20 protein-coding genes are annotated in these 19,964 nt (G+C 72.7%); 8 read left to right on the forward strand and 12 right to left on the reverse strand.

Annotated elements, in window-relative coordinates:
* Positions 1–10: 10 nt before the first annotated feature.
* The 4 genes from HC251_RS01195 to HC251_RS01210 all read right to left on the reverse strand — a co-directional run bounded on the left by HC251_RS01195 (position 11) and on the right by HC251_RS01210 (position 2,156).
* Positions 11–436 carry a cyclic nucleotide-binding domain-containing protein gene (locus HC251_RS01195; RefSeq protein WP_219943503.1) on the reverse strand — a complete coding sequence of 142 codons (426 nt, stop codon included), beginning with the start codon at positions 434–436 and terminating at the stop codon, positions 11–13.
* Positions 437–501: 65 nt separating this feature from the next.
* Positions 502–1,098 carry a winged helix-turn-helix domain-containing protein gene (locus HC251_RS01200; RefSeq protein WP_219943504.1) on the reverse strand — a complete coding sequence of 199 codons (597 nt, stop codon included), beginning with the start codon at positions 1,096–1,098 and terminating at the stop codon, positions 502–504.
* 69 nt (positions 1,099–1,167) lie between these two features.
* On the reverse strand, positions 1,168–1,554 hold the full coding sequence (locus HC251_RS01205; RefSeq protein ID WP_219943505.1) for a hypothetical protein: 387 nt from the start codon (positions 1,552–1,554) through the stop codon (positions 1,168–1,170).
* On the reverse strand, positions 1,551–2,156 hold the full coding sequence (locus tag HC251_RS01210; RefSeq protein ID WP_219943506.1) for a winged helix-turn-helix domain-containing protein: 606 nt from the start codon (positions 2,154–2,156) through the stop codon (positions 1,551–1,553). The genes HC251_RS01205 and HC251_RS01210 overlap by 4 nt, the downstream gene beginning before the upstream one ends.
* Before the next feature lie 265 nt (positions 2,157–2,421).
* On the opposite strand from HC251_RS01210, the gene HC251_RS01215 reads away from it, so the two are divergent.
* From HC251_RS01215 to HC251_RS01240, 6 genes are all read left to right on the forward strand, one after another.
* A complete protein-coding gene (locus HC251_RS01215; RefSeq protein WP_219943507.1) occupies positions 2,422–3,765 on the forward strand; it encodes an ammonium transporter in 1,344 nt (447 codons plus the stop codon).
* Between the two features lie 23 nt (positions 3,766–3,788).
* Positions 3,789–4,127 (forward strand): P-II family nitrogen regulator, encoded by a 339-nt coding sequence (locus tag HC251_RS01220; protein WP_219943508.1) that lies wholly within the window; start codon positions 3,789–3,791, stop codon positions 4,125–4,127.
* 294 nt (positions 4,128–4,421) lie between these two features.
* The gene (locus tag HC251_RS01225) at positions 4,422–5,867 is read left to right on the forward strand and encodes an ammonium transporter (protein ID WP_255566561.1); all 1,446 of its coding nucleotides are present in this window, start codon (positions 4,422–4,424) and stop codon (positions 5,865–5,867) included.
* Entirely contained in the window at positions 5,864–6,202 is a 339-nt protein-coding gene (locus tag HC251_RS01230; RefSeq protein ID WP_219943509.1) for a P-II family nitrogen regulator, read from the forward strand. Before HC251_RS01225 ends, HC251_RS01230 begins: the two co-directional genes overlap by 4 nt.
* Positions 6,203–6,456: 254 nt before the next feature.
* The gene (locus HC251_RS01235) at positions 6,457–6,795 is read left to right on the forward strand and encodes a P-II family nitrogen regulator (protein WP_219945586.1); all 339 of its coding nucleotides are present in this window, start codon (positions 6,457–6,459) and stop codon (positions 6,793–6,795) included.
* A gap of 191 nt (positions 6,796–6,986) precedes the next feature.
* A complete protein-coding gene (locus HC251_RS01240; protein WP_219943510.1) occupies positions 6,987–8,516 on the forward strand; it encodes an ammonium transporter in 1,530 nt (509 codons plus the stop codon).
* Between the two features lie 97 nt (positions 8,517–8,613).
* Here the strand turns inward: HC251_RS01240 and mnhG are convergent, their stop codons facing one another.
* The 8 genes from mnhG to HC251_RS01280 all read right to left on the reverse strand — a co-directional run bounded on the left by mnhG (position 8,614) and on the right by HC251_RS01280 (position 17,180).
* Positions 8,614–8,937, reverse strand: a complete 324-nt coding sequence (gene mnhG / locus HC251_RS01245; protein ID WP_219943511.1) for a monovalent cation/H(+) antiporter subunit G — start codon at positions 8,935–8,937, stop codon at positions 8,614–8,616.
* Positions 8,934–9,194, reverse strand: coding sequence for a monovalent cation/H+ antiporter complex subunit F (locus tag HC251_RS01250; RefSeq protein WP_219943512.1), 261 nt, complete (start codon positions 9,192–9,194; stop codon positions 8,934–8,936). The genes mnhG and HC251_RS01250 overlap by 4 nt, the downstream gene beginning before the upstream one ends.
* Entirely contained in the window at positions 9,191–9,691 is a 501-nt protein-coding gene (locus HC251_RS01255) for a Na+/H+ antiporter subunit E (RefSeq protein WP_219943513.1), read from the reverse strand. Before HC251_RS01255 ends, HC251_RS01250 begins: the two co-directional genes overlap by 4 nt.
* Positions 9,688–11,184: a proton-conducting transporter membrane subunit gene (locus HC251_RS01260; RefSeq protein WP_219943514.1), complete on the reverse strand. Its 1,497-nt coding sequence runs from the start codon at positions 11,182–11,184 to the stop codon at positions 9,688–9,690. The genes HC251_RS01255 and HC251_RS01260 overlap by 4 nt, the downstream gene beginning before the upstream one ends.
* A complete protein-coding gene (locus HC251_RS01265) occupies positions 11,181–11,639 on the reverse strand; it encodes a Na(+)/H(+) antiporter subunit C (protein WP_219943515.1) in 459 nt (152 codons plus the stop codon). Before HC251_RS01265 ends, HC251_RS01260 begins: the two co-directional genes overlap by 4 nt.
* Entirely contained in the window at positions 11,636–14,455 is a 2,820-nt protein-coding gene (mbhE, locus tag HC251_RS01270) for a hydrogen gas-evolving membrane-bound hydrogenase subunit E (protein WP_219943516.1), read from the reverse strand. Before mbhE ends, HC251_RS01265 begins: the two co-directional genes overlap by 4 nt.
* Positions 14,456–14,556: 101 nt before the next feature.
* Complete coding sequence (locus tag HC251_RS01275; protein WP_219943517.1) at positions 14,557–16,284, reverse strand: TrkA family potassium uptake protein; 1,728 nt, start codon at positions 16,282–16,284, stop codon at positions 14,557–14,559.
* A gap of 131 nt (positions 16,285–16,415) precedes the next feature.
* Entirely contained in the window at positions 16,416–17,180 is a 765-nt protein-coding gene (locus HC251_RS01280; RefSeq protein WP_219943518.1) for a phosphoglyceromutase, read from the reverse strand.
* A 198-nt stretch (positions 17,181–17,378) separates the two neighbouring features.
* Here HC251_RS01280 and dnaK point away from each other — a divergent pair, with 198 nt between their 5' ends.
* On the forward strand, positions 17,379–19,241 hold the full coding sequence (dnaK, locus tag HC251_RS01285; RefSeq protein ID WP_219943519.1) for a molecular chaperone DnaK: 1,863 nt from the start codon (positions 17,379–17,381) through the stop codon (positions 19,239–19,241).
* Positions 19,241–19,963 (forward strand): nucleotide exchange factor GrpE, encoded by a 723-nt coding sequence (locus tag HC251_RS01290; RefSeq protein WP_219943520.1) that lies wholly within the window; start codon positions 19,241–19,243, stop codon positions 19,961–19,963. Before dnaK ends, HC251_RS01290 begins: the two co-directional genes overlap by 1 nt.
* Position 19,964 lies beyond the last annotated feature (1 nt).

Here is a 19,964-nt window from a genome sequence, read left to right on the forward strand (position 1 = left end):
GTCGGTCGGCCTAGCTGAAGATCTTGGAGTCGAGCTCGCGGATGCGGCCGGCGAGCGACGCCATCACCTTGCGGGAGAGGGTGGGCACGTCCTCGAGGACGGCGGCGAACTGGCGGGCGCCGACCACGAAGAGGGTCATGTCGGTGTCGGCGACGACGGTGGCGGTGCGGGGCCCGTGGTCGAGGAGGGCCAGCTCGCCCACGCTCTCGCCGGGGCCGAGGGTGGCGACCTTGCGGTTGCCCCGCTTGACGGTCGCCGAGCCGTCGACGATGACGTACGCCTCCCGCCCGGCGTCGCCCTGGCTGGTCAGCACGTGGCCGGCCTTCACCTTGAGCTCGTCGCCGGCCTTGGCGATCTTGCCCAGCTCGCGCCGGGAGCAGGCCGAGAACAGCGGCACTGAGGCGAGGTGGTCGAGGTAGGTCTCACGGCGGGCCATGGGCCGGGAGCATACGTAGGCGTGACCGTTCGTGCCGGATGACCTCGTCGGCCGGTCGCCAGCGGTCAGCCGTCGCCCATCTCCAGGAGGAACCCCAGGCCGCGGACGGTGTGGATCTTGATGCCCAGCGGGGCCACCCGACGGCGGAGCAGCTTCATGCGGCCGTCGAGGGCCCGTTGGTTGACGCCGCCCTGCGGCCAGGCGGCGGCGAGGAGGTCGGCGCGGTGCACGACGTGGTCCGCCCGGTCGAGCAGCGGGGCCAGCAGGCGCGCCTCGACCGGCGGGATCGCCGCCCACTCGCCGTCGGCCGTGCGGACGATCCCGTCGGCGTCGAGCATCGGCACCACCGGGCCGGGTCGCGGCTCGGCCGGGCGCGCCGCCAGGCGCGCCGACCGCGCCTCGACCTCGGCCCGGCCCGAGCCGGCGCGCACCCAGTCCTCGTGGCGGTCCCACACGAGCGGTGGGGGGGCGTCGTCCTCCACCACGAGGATGCGGGGCGTGCCGTCGGCGACGAGCCCGTCGCGGATCTCGGCGTCGGTGGGCCAGCGCAGCACGGCGATGCCGTCGATGACCGTGCGGGTGTCGTCCGGTGCCGGTGCTCCGGCGGCGGACGACGGCGGGGTGCCCGGGCGGGGCCGGGCGGCAGCGCGGGGAGCGCTCATGGTGTCGTTCCTTCCTCCCGCCCGAGGGCGGGCGCGATCGGGGACCGGGCGGGCGCACCGGTCCGGGGATCAGCGCAGGAAGGGAGGGGCGCGACTGCCGATGCGGCCGGCGCGGACCGGGCGGGGGCCGAGGGAGGGGCGCGGGCGGCCGTGCCCGACCGACCGGCGGCGGGCGGCGACGAGCACCATCCCGGCCACCAGGACGGCGACGACGACCGCCGGGCGCCCGGGCGCGGGCCGACGGACCGCCTCGGCGGTGACCTGGTCCCACTCGGCGGTCCGGGGCGTCTCGGCCGGGGCGGGCCGCAGCGCGGGCAGGACGTTCGACACGCCGGTGGCGTCGCGGACCCCGAAGGGCATCCAGAGGAGGGCGGCGAAGACCAGGGCCAGCTGGGCGACGAGGTAGAGCCCGCCGTCGGTCCGGCGACCGGCGGGGGGCGGCGCGGCGGCGGTCACCAGGACTCCCCCCGGGTGTGGGGGCCGGGCGTGGTGAGGACGAAGCCCCGCCCCCGGACGGCGTGGACGACGAGGCCGTAGGGCGCGATCCGACGCCGGAGCACGAAGATGCGGCTGTCGAGCGACCGGCGGGCGTGGGGCGCCTCGCCCCACACCGCCCGGTCGAGGTCCGCCCGACGGCAGAGGCGCTCGGGCGGGTCGGCGAGGCAGCGCAGGATCGCCGCCTCCGCCGGTGGCAGCCGCAGGCGATGGCCGGCGATCCAGGTCGTGCCGTCGGAGGCGACGGTGACGGTGTCGGGACCGAGGCCCCCGCGCCGCTGCCGACCGGCCAGGTGCCGGAGCCGGGCGAAGACGTCGCGCTCGTCGGCCGGCAGCCAGATCCAGTCCTCGAGGTCGTCCTCGGCCCGCGGCGGCGCGGCGCCGGCCTCCAGGACCAGCAGGCGGGGCACGCCGCGGGAGCGGAGCTCGACCCGGAGCTCCTCCTGGGCGGGCCAGGTCAGCATCTCCACGCCGCGGTCGTCGGCCCGGCCGCGACCGTCGAGGGCGCCGGGCCCATCGAGGGCGCCGAGGTCGTCGGGGGCGCCGGAGGCCACGGGATCCACGGCGGGGAACGTACGGATCGCTCGTTTCACCCCGTCGTCAGCGGTGTGAACGGATCTGGGCGGCCACCTGACCGCGATCTGTCCCCCAGGGCGACGAACCCCTCGTCACGGGCGTGGCCACCGGACGGGTCCGATCGCGCCCCGGTGGCCCGGACACGTCATGCAGCGGTCAAGACGGCGAAACGTTCACGAAACACACCCTCCTTACGTTGCGCCCCGATCCCGGGCGCTCGACGCCCCCGACCACAGAAACGGTGAACCTCCTATGGAAGGCAATCTGGCCTGGGTGCTGATCTCGGCCGCCCTCGTCTTGTTCATGACCCCGGGGCTGGCGTTCTTCTACGGAGGGATGGACCGCAGCCGGAACGTCCTGAACATGCTGATGATGAACTTCTGGTGCCTGCTCATCATCCCGGTCGTCTGGGTCGTGGTCGGCTTCTCGCTCGCCTACGGGACGACGGGCGCCGCCAACGACTTCATCGGCAACTTCGACAACCTGTTCCTCCGGGCCATCGACATCTCGGGCGAGGACGGTGGCCTCGTCCTGGCCACCGTGCTGTTCCTCGGGATGTTCGCGGTGATCACCCCGGCCCTGATCTCGGGCGCGGTCGCCGACCGGATGAAGTTCTCGGCGTGGGCGATCTTCGCCCCGGTCTGGATGCTCCTGGTCTTCGTGCCCGTGTTCAAGTGGGTGTACGGCGGCTGGTTCGGCCAGGGCGTGATCTCCGACGACAACCTGTTCCTCCCCGGCTCGATCGACTTCGCCGGGGGCACCGCCATCCACGTCAACGCCGGCATCGCCGCCCTGGCGTGCGTCTGGGTCCTCGGCAAGCGCCGGGGGTGGCCCGGCGAGGGCCACCCGCCCCACTCCATGCCCCTGGTCATGCTCGGCACCGGCATCCTGTGGTTCGGCTGGTTCGGCTTCAACGCCGGCTCCGCCCTCGCCGCCAACGGCCAGGCCGTGCAGGCCTTCGCCAACACCTTCGTGGCCGCGGCCGCCGCCGGCCTCGCCTGGTGCCTCGTCGAGCGCGCCCGCGACGGGCACTTCACCAACCTCGGCGCCGCCTCCGGCATCGTCGCCGGCCTGGTGGCCATCACGCCCTGCGCCGGGTTCGTGTCGGGCATGGCGCCGCTCTGGATCGGCCTCATCGCCGGCGTCGTCTGCTGCTTCGCCGTCGGGCTCAAGACCAAGCTCGGCTACGACGACGCCCTCGACGTCGTCGGCGTCCACTTCGTCGGCGGCCTCACCGGCTCGCTCCTGCTGGGCCTCTTCGCCGACCCGGACTACTTCGCCTCCGCCTACGGCGACCTCCTCGAGGGCTACGACGGCCCGTTCATGGAGGGCCTGCTCCTCGGCGGCGGTCCCGACCTGCTCATCGAGCAGGTGATCGCCAACGGCGCCACCATCGTCTACTCGTTCGTGGTGACCGCCCTGATCATGATGGCGCTCAAGGCCACCATCGGTGTGCGAGTGTCGGAGGAGGTCGAGGACGCTGGTCTCGACCTGGCCGAGCACAGCGAGACCGCCTACCACGACAGCCCCGGCTACCAGGTGTCCGATGCCCTCGAGTCGTCCCACGGCTCCCGGGCACCGAGCGCGACGGTCTGAGCGGGACGGAGAGGACACCACCAATGAGACTCGTCACCGCCATCATCAAGCCGTTCAAGCTCGACGACGTGAAGACCGCCCTGAAGGAGGCGGGGGTCGTCGGCATCACCGTCACCGAGGTCAAGGGGTTCGGCCGCCAGGGCGGCCACACCGAGACCTACCGGGGCACCGAGTACCAGATCGACTTCGTCCCCAAGGTCAAGCTCGAGGTCGTGATCGACGACATCGACATGGACCGGGTCGTCGACGTGATCGTCGCCGCCGCCGGCACCGGCAAGATCGGTGACGGCAAGGTCTGGGTCACGCCCGTCGAGGCCGTGGTGCGGATCCGCACCGGCGAGCAGGGCGTCGACGCGATCTGACCGCCGCCACCTGAGCTGAGACCGGCCTCGACGGTGCCCCCGGGGGACTCCCCGGGGGCACCGTCGCGCCCGGGCGGGCCTCCACCGAACAGGTTTGCGCCCGTCCCCGAGGGGTGGGTCCCGTGACCTGCGGAGACGCGAGGCCCCCGGCACCAAGGCGTCAGACGGGGGTCAGCCAAGCGTTCGAAACGTGAAACGCAGAGCCCCTTCGGCGGAAACATCTCCTCCTTACGGTCGACCCCGATCGCTCCGGCCACCCGGTCGGAGCGCGGACATCCACCTACGGAGGAACACGTGAGACGGAAGCTCTTCATCGGGGGGGTGCTGACCGGTGCGGCGGCCCTCCTCCTCGCCGCGCCGGCGGGCGCCCAAGAGGTCTACGAACCCACGACCCAGGACATCTTGGACAACCTCTGGGTGTTCATCGCCGGCATCCTCGTCCTGTTCATGCAGGCCGGGTTCGCCCTGGTCGAGGCCGGGCTCACCCGGGGCAAGAACGTGGCCAACATCATGATGAAGAACCTCATGGACTGCATGGCCGGCGTCCTGGCGTTCTTCTTCATCGGCTACACCATCGCCTACGGGCCCGACGGCAACGACTTCTTCGGGCTCGGCGGCTGGTTCCTGGCCGACCAGACCTACGAGGGCGGTCTGACGCTGCACACGAACTTCTTCTTCCAGGTGGCCTTCGCCGCCACCGCGGCGACGATCGTCTCGGGGGCCATGGCCGAGCGGACGAAGTTCAAGAGCTACTTCCTCTACAGCTTCGTCATCACGGCCCTGATCTACCCGATCGTCGTCCGCTGGACCTGGGGCGGCGGCTGGCTCGGCGCCGACGACGACGGCACCGGCAAGATCCTGTCGGTCCCGTTCAGCGACTTCGCCGGCTCGACGATCGTGCACAGCGTGGGCGGCTGGGCCGCCCTCATGGGTGCGATCATCCTCGGCCCCCGCCTCGGCAAGTACACCAAGGACGGCAAGCCCCGGGCCATCCTCGGCCACAGCATCCCGCTGGTGCTGCTGGGCACGCTGATCCTCTTCATCGGCTGGTTCGGCTTCAACCCCGGCTCCGAGCTGGCGGCCGACCTGCTGGTGCAGGACATCGCCGTCATCACGCTCCTGTCGGCGGCCGCCGGTGGCGTGGCCGGCATGGCCACCATCTGGCTCCGCACGGGCAAGCCCGACGTGGGCATGACCTGCAACGGCGTGCTGGCCGGCCTGGTGTCGATCACCGCCGGCTGCGGCGCCTTCTACAACTGGGCCGGCATCCTGGTCGGCGCCGTCGGCGGCGTCCTGGTGGTCTTCTCGGTCGAGTTCTTCGAGAAGGTCGTCAAGATCGACGACCCCGTCGGCGCCATCTCGGTCCACGGCGTCTGCGGCGCCTGGGGCACCTTGGCCATCGGCCTGTTCGCGGCCAAGGACGACGCGTTCCTCGGCCGCACCGATGCCGGCCTGTTCTACGGGGGCGGCTTCGACCAGCTCATCACCCAGACGGTGATGGTCGTCGCCGTGTTCCTGTTCGTGACGATCACGGCCGGGGCCCTCTTCATGGCCATCAAGTACACGGTCGGCCTGCGGGTCACCCCGGAGGAGGAGATCGAGGGCCTCGACGTCCTCGAGCACGGCTCGCCCGGCTACGCCGGTGACTCCCTCGCCGGTGTGAGCTACGCCGAGCTCACCGAGACGCTGTCGACCAAGGAGCTCGACCGGCTCAGCAAGAAGGCGAAGGTGGAGGCATGAAGCTCGTCACTGCGATCATCAAGCCGTTCAAGGTCGACGACGTGAAGGACGCCCTCAAGGAGGCGGGCGTCGTCGGCATCACCGTCACCGAGGTCAAGGGGTTCGGCCGCCAGGGCGGCCACACCGAGACCTACCGGGGCACCGAGTACCAGATCGACTTCGTCCCCAAGATGAAGCTCGAGATCGTCCTCGACGACGGCGACGCCGATGCGATCGTCGACGTGATCACCAAGGCCGCCGGCACCGGCAAGATCGGTGACGGCAAGGTCTGGGTCACCACCATCGACTCCCTGGTGCGGATCCGCACCGGCGAGCAGGGGGCCGATGCGATCTGAGGACGACCAACCCGTGACCTGCTGACGGACCGACGGTGCCCCCGCCCCACGAGCGGGGGCACCGTCGCGCCCGGGGTCGTGTCCGTCGGGCGGACAGCCTTTCGCCAGACGACCGACCGCCTGGGTTCACACCGGTCGCACCGACGCGAAACACCCCGTCCGTACGGTCCGCGCCGGTCGCCGGCCCGGCGGCCGCGGGTCGCCGGCACCGGCCGGCCGTCCCACCGTCGTCGTCCCGACAGGAGCCCACCGTGCTGAACCTGGTCACCGCCATCATCAAGCCCCACCGCGTCGAGGAGGTGAAGGAGGCGCTCAAGGGCGCCGGCGTCTCGGGCATCACCGTCACCGAGGTCAAGGGCTTCGGCCGCCAGGGCGGCCACACCGAGACCTACCGGGGCACCGAGTACCAGATCGACTTCGTCCCCAAGGTCAAGGTCGAGGTGCTGGTGGTCGCCGAGGCCACCGACGCCGTCGTCGATGCCATCGCCGCCGCGGCCAGCACCGGCAAGATCGGCGACGGGAAGGTCTGGACGACCGCCGTCGAGCGCGTCCTGCGGGTGCGCACCGGAGAGCAGGGCGTCGACGCCGTCTGAGCCCGGCCGGTCGGGGCGACGTGTCCGTCTCCGCGTCAGATCGGTGGCACGAGGTCGAGCGTTCTCGTTCACACCCGTCGCACAGCGGCGTAACACCCCGTCCCTACGGTCCGGCCCGGCCGTCGCACGACGGTCCGAAAGGAGAGATCGATGAGCGACACCCCTCGCCACCGCCGGTCGGAGGTGGCCCGATGAGGATCCACCGTCACGCCAAGAAGGCCGCCACCGCGGCCGTCCTCGCCGGGGCGTTCGCCCTCGCCGTCGGGCTGCCGGCCGGGGCCCAGGAGACGGACCCGACCGTCGGCCTCGGCCAGCAGCTGAACCTGCTGTGGATCGTGATCGGAGCGATCCTCGTCATCTTCATGCAGGCCGGCTTCGCCCTGGTCGAGACCGGCTTCTGCCGGGCCAAGCACGCCGCCCACGTGGTCAGCACCAACTTCGCCATCTTCGGGCTGGGCTTCGTCGGGTTCTTCCTCGTCGGCTTCCCGCTGGCGTTCGGGGGCTACTCCTACGACCTGCCCGGGTTCGACTGGGGCTACGGGGCCGAGCCCCTCGGCGGGGCCCTCGTCGGGAGCGGGAGCTGGACGTTCCTGTTCCACGGCGGCTGGGCCATGCTCGGCGACAGCGACCGGATCACCCCGGCGGTGCTGGCCTTCTTCCTCTACATGGTCGCCTTCATGGACACCGTCGCCACCATCCCGACCGGGTCCATGGCCGAGCGCTGGAAGTGGAAGAGCTTCGTGGTGTGGGGGCTGTTCTGCGGCGCCATCTACTACCCGATCTTCGCCGCCTGGACCTGGGGCGGGGGCTGGCTCGGGAAGACCTGGGACACCCTCGGCCTGGGCGCCGGCTACGCCGACTTCGCCGGGTCCGGTGTCGTGCACGCCGTGGGCGGCGCCGCCGCCCTGGCCGGGGCCCTCGTCCTCGGACCCCGCATCGGGAAGTTCGGCGCCGACGGCACCCCGCGGGCCCTGCCCGGCCACCACATCCCGATGGCGATGCTCGGCACCTTCATCCTGCTGTTCGGCTGGTTCGGCTTCAACGCCGCCTCGACCTTCGCCGCCACCGACGTCCAGTTCGCGACCGTGGCCGCCAACACCGCCATCGCCGGCGCCTTCGGGGCCGTCGCCGCCATGCTGTGGATGACCTACGTCCGCGGCGGCAAGCCCGACCCGGGGATGATGGCCAACGGCATGCTGGCCGGCCTGGTGGCCATCACCGCCCCCTGCGCCTTCACCCGACCCGGGTGGTCGGCGGTCATCGGCCTGATCGCCGGCGTCCTGGTGATCGAGTCGGTGCTCGTCATCGAGAAGCGGTTCAAGATCGACGACCCCGTCGGCGCCATCTCGGTCCACGGCGTGTGCGGCACCTTCGGCGTGCTGTGCGTCGGCATCTTCTCCGACGGCAGCTACGGGGCGGGCTGGAACGGCTCCGACGTCGAGGGCGTGAAGGGGATCCTCTACGGCGACGCCGGCCAGCTCGGCGCCCAGGCCCTGGGCGCCCTCGTGATCTGGACGGTGATCTTCGGCCTCGCCTTCGCCTTCTTCAAGATCCAGGACAAGGTGGCCTCGGGCGGGATCCGCTCGGCCGAGGAGGACGAGCTCGTCGGCCTGGACCTCCCCGAGATGGGCGTGGTCGCCTACCCGGAGTTCGGCGGGGGCGGCGGGCTCCCGAGCTCGGCCAGCACCTCGGCCCCGGCCCGGGCGCCCGAGACGGTCTGACCGGCACCGACCGCCATCGATGCCCCCGCCTCCCGGGCGGGGGCATCGCCGCGCCCGGACCACGACGTGCCGGGCGCGACGCGGCCCTCGCGGGTCGTCAGTCGGCCAGCTCGTCGACGACGGTGTGCTCGCTCTGGTCGGCGCCCGCCTCGTGGGCGCCCCGACCGAGGAGGTGGGCCGACACCGGCGCCGTCGCCAGCTGGAACGCCACCGCCAGCAGCAGCTTGGTGACGATGTCGACGTCGTCGACGGTGAGGGCGGCGCCGAGGAGGCAGCAGGTGATGCCCAGCGTCGCCGGCTTGGTGGCCGCGTGCATGCGGGCGTACACGTCGGGCAGGCGGTAGAGGCCGACGACGGCGGTGACGGTCAGCCCGGTGCCGGCGAGGAGGAGGACGGCTCCGACCACGTCGAGGGGGCTCACGCGCCGCGCCTCCCCATGTAGCGGGCGATGGCCACCGTGGCCAGGAACCCGAGGAGCCCGAGGACCAGGGCCACGTCGGCGTAGATGCCGTCGCCGGTGACGGCGATGCCGACGGCGATGCCCGAGACGATCGTCGCCGTCACCGTGTCGAGGGCGATGGCCCGGTCGACCAGGGTGGGGCACCGCCACAGCCGGAACAGGCAGGCCCCGGCGCAGGCGGCGAGGGCGGCGAAGCAGATGATGGCGACGACGGTCACGGCGCCTCTCCGACGGGGGTGAAGGCGGCGGCGGCCCGCCGGTGCAGGTCGTGGATCGATGCCCGGAACTCGTCGACGTCGCCGAGTCCGAGCACGTGGACGTGGAGCACCGCCGGGTCGCTCTGGGCGGTGACGGTGAGGGTGCCGGGGGTGAGGGTGATGGCGTTGGCCACCAGCGTCGTCACCAGGGGCGAGGCGCCCGGGAGCTCCACCCGGACGATGCCGGAGCGCAGCCGCGCCGGGGTCGGGGCCACCACGGCGAGGGCGACGGCCAGGCTCGAGGTCACCAGGCTCCACGCCACGTGGAGGGCGAACGCGACGGTGGCGACCGGGTGGAAGCGGTGGCCCCCGCCCTCCTCGGCGAGCGGGAAGGCGATCAGCACGATCGCCGACACCGCCAGCCCGCCGAGCACGTTGGCCACCTGGGGGCGCCCGTTGAGCAGCACCCAGATGGTCGTCAGCACGATCGTCCACGGGGCGGTCCGTCGGAGGCTCACGGCTCACCGACCTGCTCGGCGTAGCGGCCCGGGGTGGTCAGGTCCTCGGCGGTGCGCTGGCACAGGGCGAACAGCGGCCCGGCGGCGATGGCGACGGCGAGGCTGACGCCGACGAGCAGGGCGGTGGCCGAGCCCATGGTCGGCCGGGTCCGGAGGATGCCGCCCGTCGTCGGGTCCCGGTCCGGGGGCGTGGCCCCGTCGACGCGGCCCCAGAAGGCCCCCAGCCAGATCTTCGCCATCGACACCAGCGTCAGCAGGCTCACCAGGAGGGCCACGCCGACGAGGACCCACTGGCCCCGGTCGACGGCGGCGGTGATCAGCCCCAGCTTGCCGACGAACCCCGAGAAGGGCGGCAGCCCGGCCAGGCTGAGGGCGGGCACGGCGAAGAGCAGGGCCAGCGGCCCGGACCGGCGGGCCAGGCCGCTCAGCCGGTCGAGGGTGCCGGTGCCCTCGCTGTCCTCGATGATCCCCTCCACGAGGAAGAGCGAGGTCTTCGTGGGGATGTGGTGGATCAGGTAGAAGACGGTCGCGGCCACGCCGGCGACCCCGCCCACCGCCAGGCCCATGACCATGTAGCCGATCTGGCTGACGATGTGGAACGAGAGGATCCGCTTCACGTCGCCCTGGGCGATGGCGCCGAGCACGCCGATCAGCATGGTCAGGGCGGCCACCACGACGAGCAGCAGCCGGTGCTGGTCGGGGAAGAGCAGCGTCTGGGTGCGGATGAGGGCGTAGACGCCGACCTTGGTGAGGAGCCCGGCGAACACCGCCGACACCGGGCTGGGCGCCGTCGGGTAGGAGTCGGGCAGCCAGAAGAAGAGCGGGAACACGGCCGCCTTGAGCCCGAAGGCCAGCAGCAGGAGGAGCTGGAGCCCGGTCCGCAGCCCGGGGTCGAGCTCGGCCAGGGCGGCGGGCAGGTCGGCCAGGCTGAGGGTGCCGGTGGCGGCGTAGACGAGGCCCACGGCGCTGAGGAGCAGCAGGGACTCCACGCTGTTGATGATCACGTAGGTGGTGCCCGAGCGGACCTGGCCCTCCTCCCCGTGCAGGGTGAGCAGCACGTAGCTGGCCATCAGCAGGACCTCGAAGGCCACGAAGAGGTGGAAGAGGTCGCCGCTGGAGAAGGCGGCGGCGATCCCGGCCGCCAGCGCCAGGTACGACGGGTGGTACGAGGGCGACCGCTCGTCGCCGGCCCCCTGGCCCACGGCGAACACCAGCACGATGAGCATGGTGGTGAAGGCGATCACCAGCAGCAGCCCCGACAGCCGGTCGAACACGTAGGTGATCCCGATGTCGGAGGTCCACCCGCCGATGCGGGCCACGACGGCGTGGTCGTCACGCTCGACGGCGACGAGGAGGACCACCGACACGGCCAGGCTCGCGGTCAGGCAGGCGAGGTTGATGATCCGCTGGACGCGCCGGTGGCGCACGGCGATGAGGCTCAGGGCCACGCCGAGGAGGGGGAGGGCGAAGGTCAGGGGGACGAGGCGGCTCACGAGGCGGGCCCGCCCGGTCCGGTCCCGTCGTCGGGCGGCATCGGAGGGGGGGCCTCGCCGGCGACGTCGTCGTCGGGGGGCGCCACCTCGGGCACGGCCTCGGACTCGGCGGCGTCGCGCCGGGCCATGAGGCGGTCGGAGAGGTCGTCCTCGACCTCGTCGTTGCCGTCGAGGGTCCAGTTGCGCCAGGCCAGCGAGAGCAGGAACGCCTGGAGGGCGAAGCCGATGACGATGGCGGTCAGGACCAGCGCCTGGGGGACGGGGTCGGCGAAGGTGCCCAGCTCGCCGATGACCGGTGGCGACCCGGGGGGGCCGCCGGTGGCGATGATCAGCAGGTTGACGCCGTTGCCCATGACGCCGACGCCGAGGATGATGCGGGTCAGCGTCCGGTGCATCATCAGGTAGGTGCCGGTGGCGAAGAGCACGCCGATGAGGGCGACGAGGGCGAGGTTCACGACGCCCCACCCGTCTCGGCGGCGGCCGCTCGCCGGGGGCGGGTCGTGGCCCCCGCGCCCAGGTGGGTCAGCACGCTGAGCACCACGCCCAGGACCAGGAAGTAGACGCCCAGGTCGAAGACCGCGGTCGAGACGAGCTTGACCTCGCCCAGCACCGGCAGGTGCAGCTTGGCGATGTCGGACTCGAGGAACTCCTCGCCGAGGGCGGCCGACGCCAGCCCGGAGCCGACGGCCATCAGCAGGCCGACGCCGATCAGCCCGGAGGTGGGGAGGGCCCGCACCCGGGCGAGGCGGGGCGAGCCGCCGGCGAGGAACCGCATCACGAAGGCGATGCCGGCGATCAGGCCGCCGGCGAAGCCGCCGCCGGGTGCGTTGTGGCCGCGGAGGGCGATGTAGACGGAGACGAGGAGGATGATCGGGAACGCGGCCCGGGTCACCTGGTCGAAGACGACCGAGCGGGGACCGATCGACATGGCGTCGGACACCCCCTCGTCGGCGGCGTCGGGGTCGCCGAGCGGGTCGCCCTCGTCGTCGTCCCGGCGGCGGGCGGCGCGCACCAGGTTGGCCACGCCGGCGGCGGCGATGGCCAGCACCGTGATCTCGCCCATGGTGTCGATGCCGCGGATGTCGATGAGGATCACGTTGACGACGTTGCGGCCGCCGCCGACGGGCTCGGCCTCCTCGATCATCCGCTCGGCCACCGGGCGCTCGGTGCGGGCGGTCCCGGCCGCCAGGGCGAAGCCGGCGACGGCCACGCCCACGGCCACCGCCACCGCCACCCGCAGGGCCTTGGGCGCCCACTCCGGCGGCGGGGCGTAGCCCTCGGGCAGGTGGCGCAGCACGAGCAGGAAGACGACCAGCGTCACCGTCTCGACCAGCACCTGGGTGAGGGCCAGGTCCGGCGCCCCGTAGAGCAGGAAGATGACGGCGATGCTGTAGCCGACGGCGCCGAGCATCAGCACGGCCACGAACCGTCGCCGGGTGGCGACGATGGCCCCGGCCATGGCGGCGGCCAGGACGGCCACGCCGGCCTGGAGGAGGCCCCCGTCGGAGGTGCCTCCGGGCCCGACGTCGAGGCCGGACACGGCGGCAGCCCCGAGGCCGGCCACGACCATGACGAACACCACGGCGATGTAGGCCGGCAGCGAGCCGTTCTGGATCTGCGAGGTGAGGCGGCGGGCGCCGTCCTGCAGCCCGTCGTAGGTCCGCAGGAAGGCCCGCTCGCCCGACAGCCGGGGGCGGGGGACCGCCACCGCGGGCCGGCCGAGGAGCAGGTGGAGGCCGGCGCCGAGGGCGACGATGAGGATCGACAGCAGCAGCGGGGCGTGGACCCCGGCCCAGAGGACGAGGTGGCCGTGGGCGTCGTGGTCGAGGGCCTCGCTGGCCGTCCCCAGGGCGTCGGCCAGCGGGCCGGCGAGGAGGCCGCCGGCGACGGTGGCGGCGACGAGGACGACGACGGGCCCGACGAGGGCGGCGCCGGGGGCGTGGCCCACCTCGGCCGGCTCGTCGACCGGGCCCGAGCCGAACAGCCCGAACCACAGGCGGGCCGAGTAGGCGGTGGTGAGGACGGAGCCGGCGACGATGGCCACGAGGGCCACGACGCTCCAGGTGCCGCCCTCCTCCACCAGGGCGTCGAGGGCGGCCTCCTTGGCCACGAAGCCGAGCAGAGGAGGCAGGCCGACCATGGAGGCGGTGGCCACGGCGGCGAGGGTGGCGAGCAGCGGGAGGCGGCGGCCCAGGCCGGTGTGCCGGCGGATGTCGCGGGTCCCGGTGGCGTGGTCGACCGCGCCCACGACGAGGAACAGGGCCGCCTTGAACAGGGCGTGGCCCAGCAGCATGGCCACCCCGGCGGCGGTCGCCTCGGGGTGGCCGATGCCGAGGAGGACGACGAGGAGGCCGAGCTGGGAGACGGTCCCGTTGGCGAGCAGCAGCTTGGCGTCGTGCTGGCGCAGGGCGCCGATCCCTCCGGCCAGCATCGTCAGCCCCCCGATGGCCACGATCGCCGGCCGCCACCAGCCGACCTCGGCGAAGACCGGCGCCATCCGGCCGACCAGGATCACGCCCGCCTTCACCATGGTCGCCGAGTGGAGGTAGGCGCTGACCGGCGTGGGGGCGGCCATGGCGCCCGGGAGCCAGAACTGGAACGGGACCTGGGCGGACTTGGTCACCGCCCCCACCAGCACCAGGACCAGGGCGACCTGCACCACCGCCCGGGCGTCGTCGGCCTGGGCCAGCCCGGCCAGCGCCGTCGTGCCGGCCGTCTGGGCCAGGATCGCCAGCCCACCGAGCAGGGCCAGCCCGCCGGCCGCGGTCACGAGCAGGGCCTGGCGCGCTGCGGCGCGGGCCTCCGCCCCGTCGTGGTCGAGCCCGATCAGGAGGAACGACGTGATCGTCGTCGCCTCCCAGAACACGAAGAGGGTCCAGACGTCGTCGGCCAGGACCAGGCCGAGCATCGACCCGGCGAAGGCGACGAAGCCGCCGGCGAACCGGGCCAGGCGCTCGGCGGGGACCTCGGGGCCGAAGTAGCCGAAGGAGTAGGCGAGGACCAGGGCGCCGATGCCGGTGACGATCAGGGCCATGAGCAGGGCGAAGCCGTCGAGCCGGAACGAGAAGGCGACGTCGAGGCCCTCGATCCACACGTGGCGGCTCGACGGCTCGGCCCCGTCGAGGACCGACGGGACCTGGGTCAGGGCCCAGACGGCACCGCCGGCGGGGGCGAGGAGGGCCAGCCCGAGCACGCCCCGCCGGGGGAGGTGCGACCCGACCGCGAACAAGAGCGCGGCGAGGATGAGGTGGCTGACGACGACGGTGACCATGGGCCTGAGGGGTCGGAAACTAGGACGCCGACCAGACTTCCCGGCACACCAGCGCCCCACGTTAACCAGGCGTTCTCACAGCCCCGCATCGCCGGTCGTCCTCAGGGGGCCGTGGTCCGCTCCCGGCCGGTGGCGAGCCAGCCCTGCGTCGGGTGGCGCTCGTGGAAGCGGCGCTGCGATGCGGCGTCGCCGATGAGGACGAGGGCGACGCCGCGCTCGAGCGGGGCGTGGACGTCGACGTCGTGGTGGAGGGCGTCGCCGCGGGCGAGGGCGATGACGGTGCACCCGGTCCGGTCCCGCAGCTCGGACTCGGCGAGGGACCGGCCGACCAGGCCGTCGGGCACCGGGACGCGGAACACCTCGAGACCCTCGGCCACCACGACGGTGTCGTTGTCGCCCAGCGCGTTCCAGATCGACGACGCCCCGAGCGATGCGTAGGAGAGGACGGCGTCGGCGCCGGCCCGGGTGATGGTGGCGACGTTGCGCTCCAGGTTGGACCGGCTGATGATCTGGACGTCGGGGCGCAGCCGGCGGCAGTAGATCGTCAGGTACACGTTCACGTCGTCGTCGTGGGTGGTGATCAGCACCGCCGTGGCCTGCTCGAGCCCGGCCCGGTTGAGGACGCCGAGGTCGGCGGCGTCGCCGTGGACGTAGGTCTCCGGGTCCCGGATGCGCTCGGCCCGCTGCTCGATCAGCCGGAACGGGAAGCCGGCGGCGGCGAACGCCTTGCCCGCGGCCCGGCCGACCCGGCCGCCCCCGATGATGATGACCGGGACCGGTTCCGGGTGCTCCACGGCGAAGCACCCGTCGTAGGCGCTCACCTGGTCCTCGGTGCCGGCGAGGATCAGGACGGTCCCGGGCTCCACGAGGGTGTCGGCCGTCGCCGGCTCGTACCGGCCCCGCCGCCAGGTGCCGACGACGTCGACCCCGCAGCGCTCGCGCACCCGCGACTCCCGCAGGGTCCGGCCGGCCAGCTCGGGGTGCTGGGCGCTGGCCTCGGCGACGAGCAGGTCACCGAGCTCGCCGATCACCTGGGCCCGGGCGTCGCGTCCCAGGACCCGGCGGGCCATGGCCTCGCCGAGGATCTGGCCCAGCTGGAGCACGTGGTCGGCGCCGGCCAGGCCGAGGATGTCGACCGACGCCGCCGAGGAGGCGGTGGCGACGATGGGCACCGTGTCGGTGATCTCCCGCACCGTGAAGGCCACGTTGGTGTTGGTGGTGTCGGCGTGGGTGGTGGCGACCAGGGCGGCCCGGTCGACCCGGGCGGCCCGGTACGCGTCGGGATCGTCGAAGTCGCCCACCATCACCCGGCGGCCGGCGTCGTGGAGGACGAGGGCCTGCTGGTGGTCGGGCTCGACCACCACGTACTCGACCCCGGCGTCGACGGCCCGGCGCACCAGCTCGTCGATCACCACCCCGCTGCCGAGGAGCACCATGTGGCCGGCGGTGCCCTCGGGGAGCTGGCGCGGCGCCCGGCTGGCGTCGCGCCAGGCGACCCACGGCAGGAACACGAACTGGATGAAGGCGAACGGCAGCAGGACGAGGATGAACAGCGCCCCGCTGACGAGCACCACGACGGAGAACACGCGCCCGGCGTCGGACTGGAAGGTGATGTCGCCGAAGCCCAGCGTCGACATCACCGTGAGCGTCCAGTAGATGCCCGTGGCCCAGCTGTGGTCCTGGCCCTCCCGGGCCATGAGGATGTGGAAGACGACGCTGTAGACGGCGACCAGCAGGACGAGGATCGCCAGCAGCCACCCGACGAGGCGGAGGTTGCGGCGGCGCGACGACCCCGCCAGGTAGCCGAGCATGAGCCCGAAGGTCTTCAAGCCCGGGAGCGTAGGAGAGGCGGCCGGCCCGTGTCCGGGGCGGCCTCGGTGGTCACGTCTCGGGGTCGGTCGCAGGTGTCGGGGTCGGGGCCCTGGCCCGCTCCCGACGGGCTCAGCCGCCCCGTGCTGGCCTACCCCTTGGCCTGGGCGGCGACGGCGGCGGCGGCGGCGGCCACCGCCTCGGGGTCACCCAGGCTCCGGGCCAGCGGGTCGCCCTGCTCGGCGGGGAGCATGGTCGTCTCGTCGAGCTCGTAGACGAGCGGGACGCCGGTGGGGATGTTCAGCCCGGCGATGGCGTCGTCGGCGATCCCGTCGAGGTGCTTCACCAGGGCCCGCAGGCTGTTGCCGTGGGCGGCGACGAGCACGACCCGCCCGGCGGCCAGGTCGGGGACGATGCCGTCGTACCAGTAGGGCAGCATCCGGTCGACGACGTCGGCCAGGCACTCGGCCTGCGGCAGCACGTCGGGCGGGAGGCCGGCGTAGCGGCGGTCGTCGTTGGGGTTGAAGCGGTTGTCGGCGGCGATGGCCGGCGGCGGCACGTCGTAGCTGCGCCGCCAGACGTGCACCTGCTCCTCGCCGTACTGCGCCGCCGTCTCGGCCTTGTCCTTGCCGGTCAGGTCGCCGTAGTGGCGCTCGTTGAGCCGCCAGTGGCGGCGGACGGGGAGCCAGGCGGCGTCCATGGCCCCGAGGGCCAGCTCGGCGGTGCGGATGGCCCGGGTCTGGAGCGAGGTGTGGACCACGTCGAGCGCCAGCCCGGCCTCGGCCATGAGCCGCCCCGACTCCCGGGCCTCCTCCTCGCCCTTCTCCGACAGCGGGCAGTCCCACCAGCCGGTGAAGAGGTTCTCGGCGTTCCAGGTGCTCTGGCCGTGGCGGAGGAGGACGAGCGTGGCAGGCATGGCCCGAGCGTAGGAGAGACGGGGGCCCGGCCCGGGAGCGTGGGCGGGGAGGTGGACGGTCGGGGCTGCGTCGGGTGCGCCCGACCACCCCTGCCGTCCGACGGCGGGGAGATCTGCGTGGGGCAGGTTGATAACGACACACTCAACTTCTATGGTGGCCATCAGTTCACAGACATCCCTGCACCGGAGGAACCCCCCATGCCCAAGGCCGTCGGCATCGACCTCGGCACCACCAACTCGGTCGTCAGCGTCCTCGAGGCCGGCGACCCCCTGGTGATCCCCAACGCCGAGGGGTCGCGCACGACCCCCTCGGTCGTCGCGTTCTCCAAGGCCGGCGAGGTCCTCGTCGGCGAGGTGGCCAAGCGCCAGGCCATCACCAACCCCGGGCGCACCATCCGGTCGGTCAAGCGCCACATGGGCACCGACTGGAAGACCGAGATCGACGGCAAGGCCTACGCCGCCCAGGAGATCTCGGCCCGCACCCTGATGAAGCTCAAGGCCGACGCCGAGGCGTACCTGAACGACACCGTCAACCAGGCCGTCATCACCGTCCCCGCCTACTTCAACGACGCCGAGCGCACCGCCACCAAGGAGGCGGGCCAGATCGCCGGCCTCGAGGTGCTCCGCATCATCAACGAGCCCACGGCGGCAGCGCTGGCCTACGGCCTCGACCGCGAGGGCACGGCCGACGAGACCGTCCTGGTCTTCGACCTCGGCGGTGGCACCTTCGACGTGTCCGTCCTCGAGATCGGCGACGGCGTGTTCGAGGTCAAGTCGACCCACGGCGACGTCAACCTGGGCGGTGACGACTGGGACCAGGCGATCATCGACTGGATGGTCCAGTCCTTCAAGGGCGCCCACGGCATCGACCTGTCGAAGGACCCGATGGCCGAGCAGCGCCTCAAGGAGGCGGCCGAGAAGGCCAAGATCGAGCTGTCGTCCACCCAGCAGACGCAGATCAACCTGCCCTACATCACCGCCGGCGCCGACGGCCCGCTGCACCTCGACGAGACCCTGACCCGGGCCAAGTTCCAGGACCTGACCTCGAAGCTCCTCGACCGCTGCAAGGGCCCGTTCGAGCAGGCCATCAAGGACGCCGGGCTGCACAAGGGCGAGGTCGACCACGTGATCCTCGTGGGCGGCTCGACCCGGATGCCCGCGGTGTCCGAGCTGGTCAAGGAGATGACCGGCAAGGACCCGAACAAGGGCGTCAACCCCGACGAGGTCGTGGCCGTGGGTGCCGCCATCCAGGCCGGCGTGCTCAAGGGCGAGGTCAAGGACGTCCTGCTCCTCGACGTCACCCCGCTGTCGCTCGGCATCGAGACCAAGGGCGGCGTCACCACCAAGCTCATCGAGCGCAACACCACCATCCCCACCCGCAAGACCGAGACGTTCACGACGGCCGACGACATGCAGTCGCAGGTCGAGATCCACGTCCTGCAGGGCGAGCGGGAGATGGCCCAGTACAACAAGACGCTCGGCAAGTTCCAGCTCGTCGACCTGCCCCCGGCGCCCCGCGGCGTGCCCCAGATCGAGGTCACCTTCGACATCGACGCCAACGGCATCGTCCACGTGTCCGCCAAGGACCGGGCGACGAACAAGGAGCAGTCGATGACCATCACCGGTCAGTCCTCGCTCGACAAGGACTCGATCGACCAGATGATCAAGGACGCCGAGGCCCACGCCGAGGAGGACCGGAAGCGCAAGGAGGCGGCCGAGGCCCGCAACCAGGCCGACACCCTCGTGTACCAGACCGAGAAGGTGCTCCGGGAGAACGGCGACAAGGTCTCCGGCCCCGACAAGGAGGCGGCCGAGTCCGCCCTCGCCGAGCTCAAGACGGCCCTCGAGGGTGACGACACCGACGCCATCAAGGCGGCCACCGAGAAGCTGATGACCTCGAGCCAGGCCATGAGCCAGGCCATGTACGAGGCGGCCAAGGCCGAGGCCGACGGGGCCTACGGCGGCGACGCGCCCGGCGCCGGGGCCACCGACGGCGGCTCCGACGACGACGTGGTCGACGCCGAGGTGGTCGACGAGGGCGACGACCCCAAGGGGGTCTGATGCCCGACGCGACGCCGGGCCCCGCCGAGGGCCCCCCGGACGAGACGCCCGACGGCGGGCCCTCGGAGACCCACTCCCAGGAGCCCGCCGAGGGCCGAGACGACGTCGGCGACGACGTGGTCGACGCCGAGGTGGTCGACGTCCCCGACGACCTGTCGGGGCTCGACGACCTCCCGCCGGCCCAGGGGCCCGAGCGGCCCGCCGCCGACGGAGGTGGCCAGAGCGGGGTGACCGGCGACGGGAACCCCTCCCGCGAGGTGCCCGCGTCGGAGCTGTCGGTGGAGGCGCTGCTCGACGACGTCGAGCGGCTCACCACCGAGCGCGACGCCTACCTCGACCGCTGGCAGCGGGCCACCGCCGACTTCGAGAACTCCAAGCGCCGCCTCCAGCGCGACGCCGAGGACGCCTCGGCCCGGGCCACGAGTCGGTTGGCCGAGGACCTGCTGCCGGTGCTCGACGCGTGCGACGCCGCCATCGCCCACGGCGAGGCCGGGGTCGAGCCGATCTTCGCCGCCCTGCTCCAGACCATGGAGAAGAACGGCCTCGAGCGCATCGACCCCGCCGGCGACGTCTTCGACCCCAACCGGCACGAGGCCGTCATGCACGAGCCGGCCGGTCCCGACGACGACCCCGCCCTGTCCCTCGTCTCCGAGGTGCTCCGCATCGGGTACGCCTGGAAGGGGCGGGTGGTGCGCGCCGCCATGGTCAAGGTGAGGGGCTAGG

The sequence above is a fragment of the Iamia sp. SCSIO 61187 genome (assembly GCF_019443745.1).
Taxonomy (GTDB): Bacteria; Actinomycetota; Acidimicrobiia; order Acidimicrobiales; family Iamiaceae; genus Iamia.

What these genes read in the sequence shown, in the direction of transcription:
- HC251_RS01290 (WP_219943520.1), top strand. Translation starts at nt 19,241, where the DNA reads ATGCCCGACGCGACGCCGGGCCCCGCCGAGGGCCCCCCGGACGAGACG.
- HC251_RS01215 (WP_219943507.1), top strand. Translation starts at nt 2,422, where the DNA reads ATGGAAGGCAATCTGGCCTGGGTGCTGATCTCGGCCGCCCTCGTCTTG.
- HC251_RS01200 (WP_219943504.1), bottom strand. Translation starts at nt 1,098, where the DNA reads ATGAGCGCTCCCCGCGCTGCCGCCCGGCCCCGCCCGGGCACCCCGCCG.
- HC251_RS01240 (WP_219943510.1), top strand. Translation starts at nt 6,987, where the DNA reads ATGAGGATCCACCGTCACGCCAAGAAGGCCGCCACCGCGGCCGTCCTC.
- HC251_RS01230 (WP_219943509.1), top strand. Translation starts at nt 5,864, where the DNA reads ATGAAGCTCGTCACTGCGATCATCAAGCCGTTCAAGGTCGACGACGTG.
- HC251_RS01280 (WP_219943518.1), bottom strand. Translation starts at nt 17,180, where the DNA reads ATGCCTGCCACGCTCGTCCTCCTCCGCCACGGCCAGAGCACCTGGAAC.
- HC251_RS01195 (WP_219943503.1), bottom strand. Translation starts at nt 436, where the DNA reads ATGGCCCGCCGTGAGACCTACCTCGACCACCTCGCCTCAGTGCCGCTG.
- HC251_RS01220 (WP_219943508.1), top strand. Translation starts at nt 3,789, where the DNA reads ATGAGACTCGTCACCGCCATCATCAAGCCGTTCAAGCTCGACGACGTG.
- dnaK (WP_219943519.1), top strand. Translation starts at nt 17,379, where the DNA reads ATGCCCAAGGCCGTCGGCATCGACCTCGGCACCACCAACTCGGTCGTC.
- mbhE (WP_219943516.1), bottom strand. Translation starts at nt 14,455, where the DNA reads ATGGTCACCGTCGTCGTCAGCCACCTCATCCTCGCCGCGCTCTTGTTC.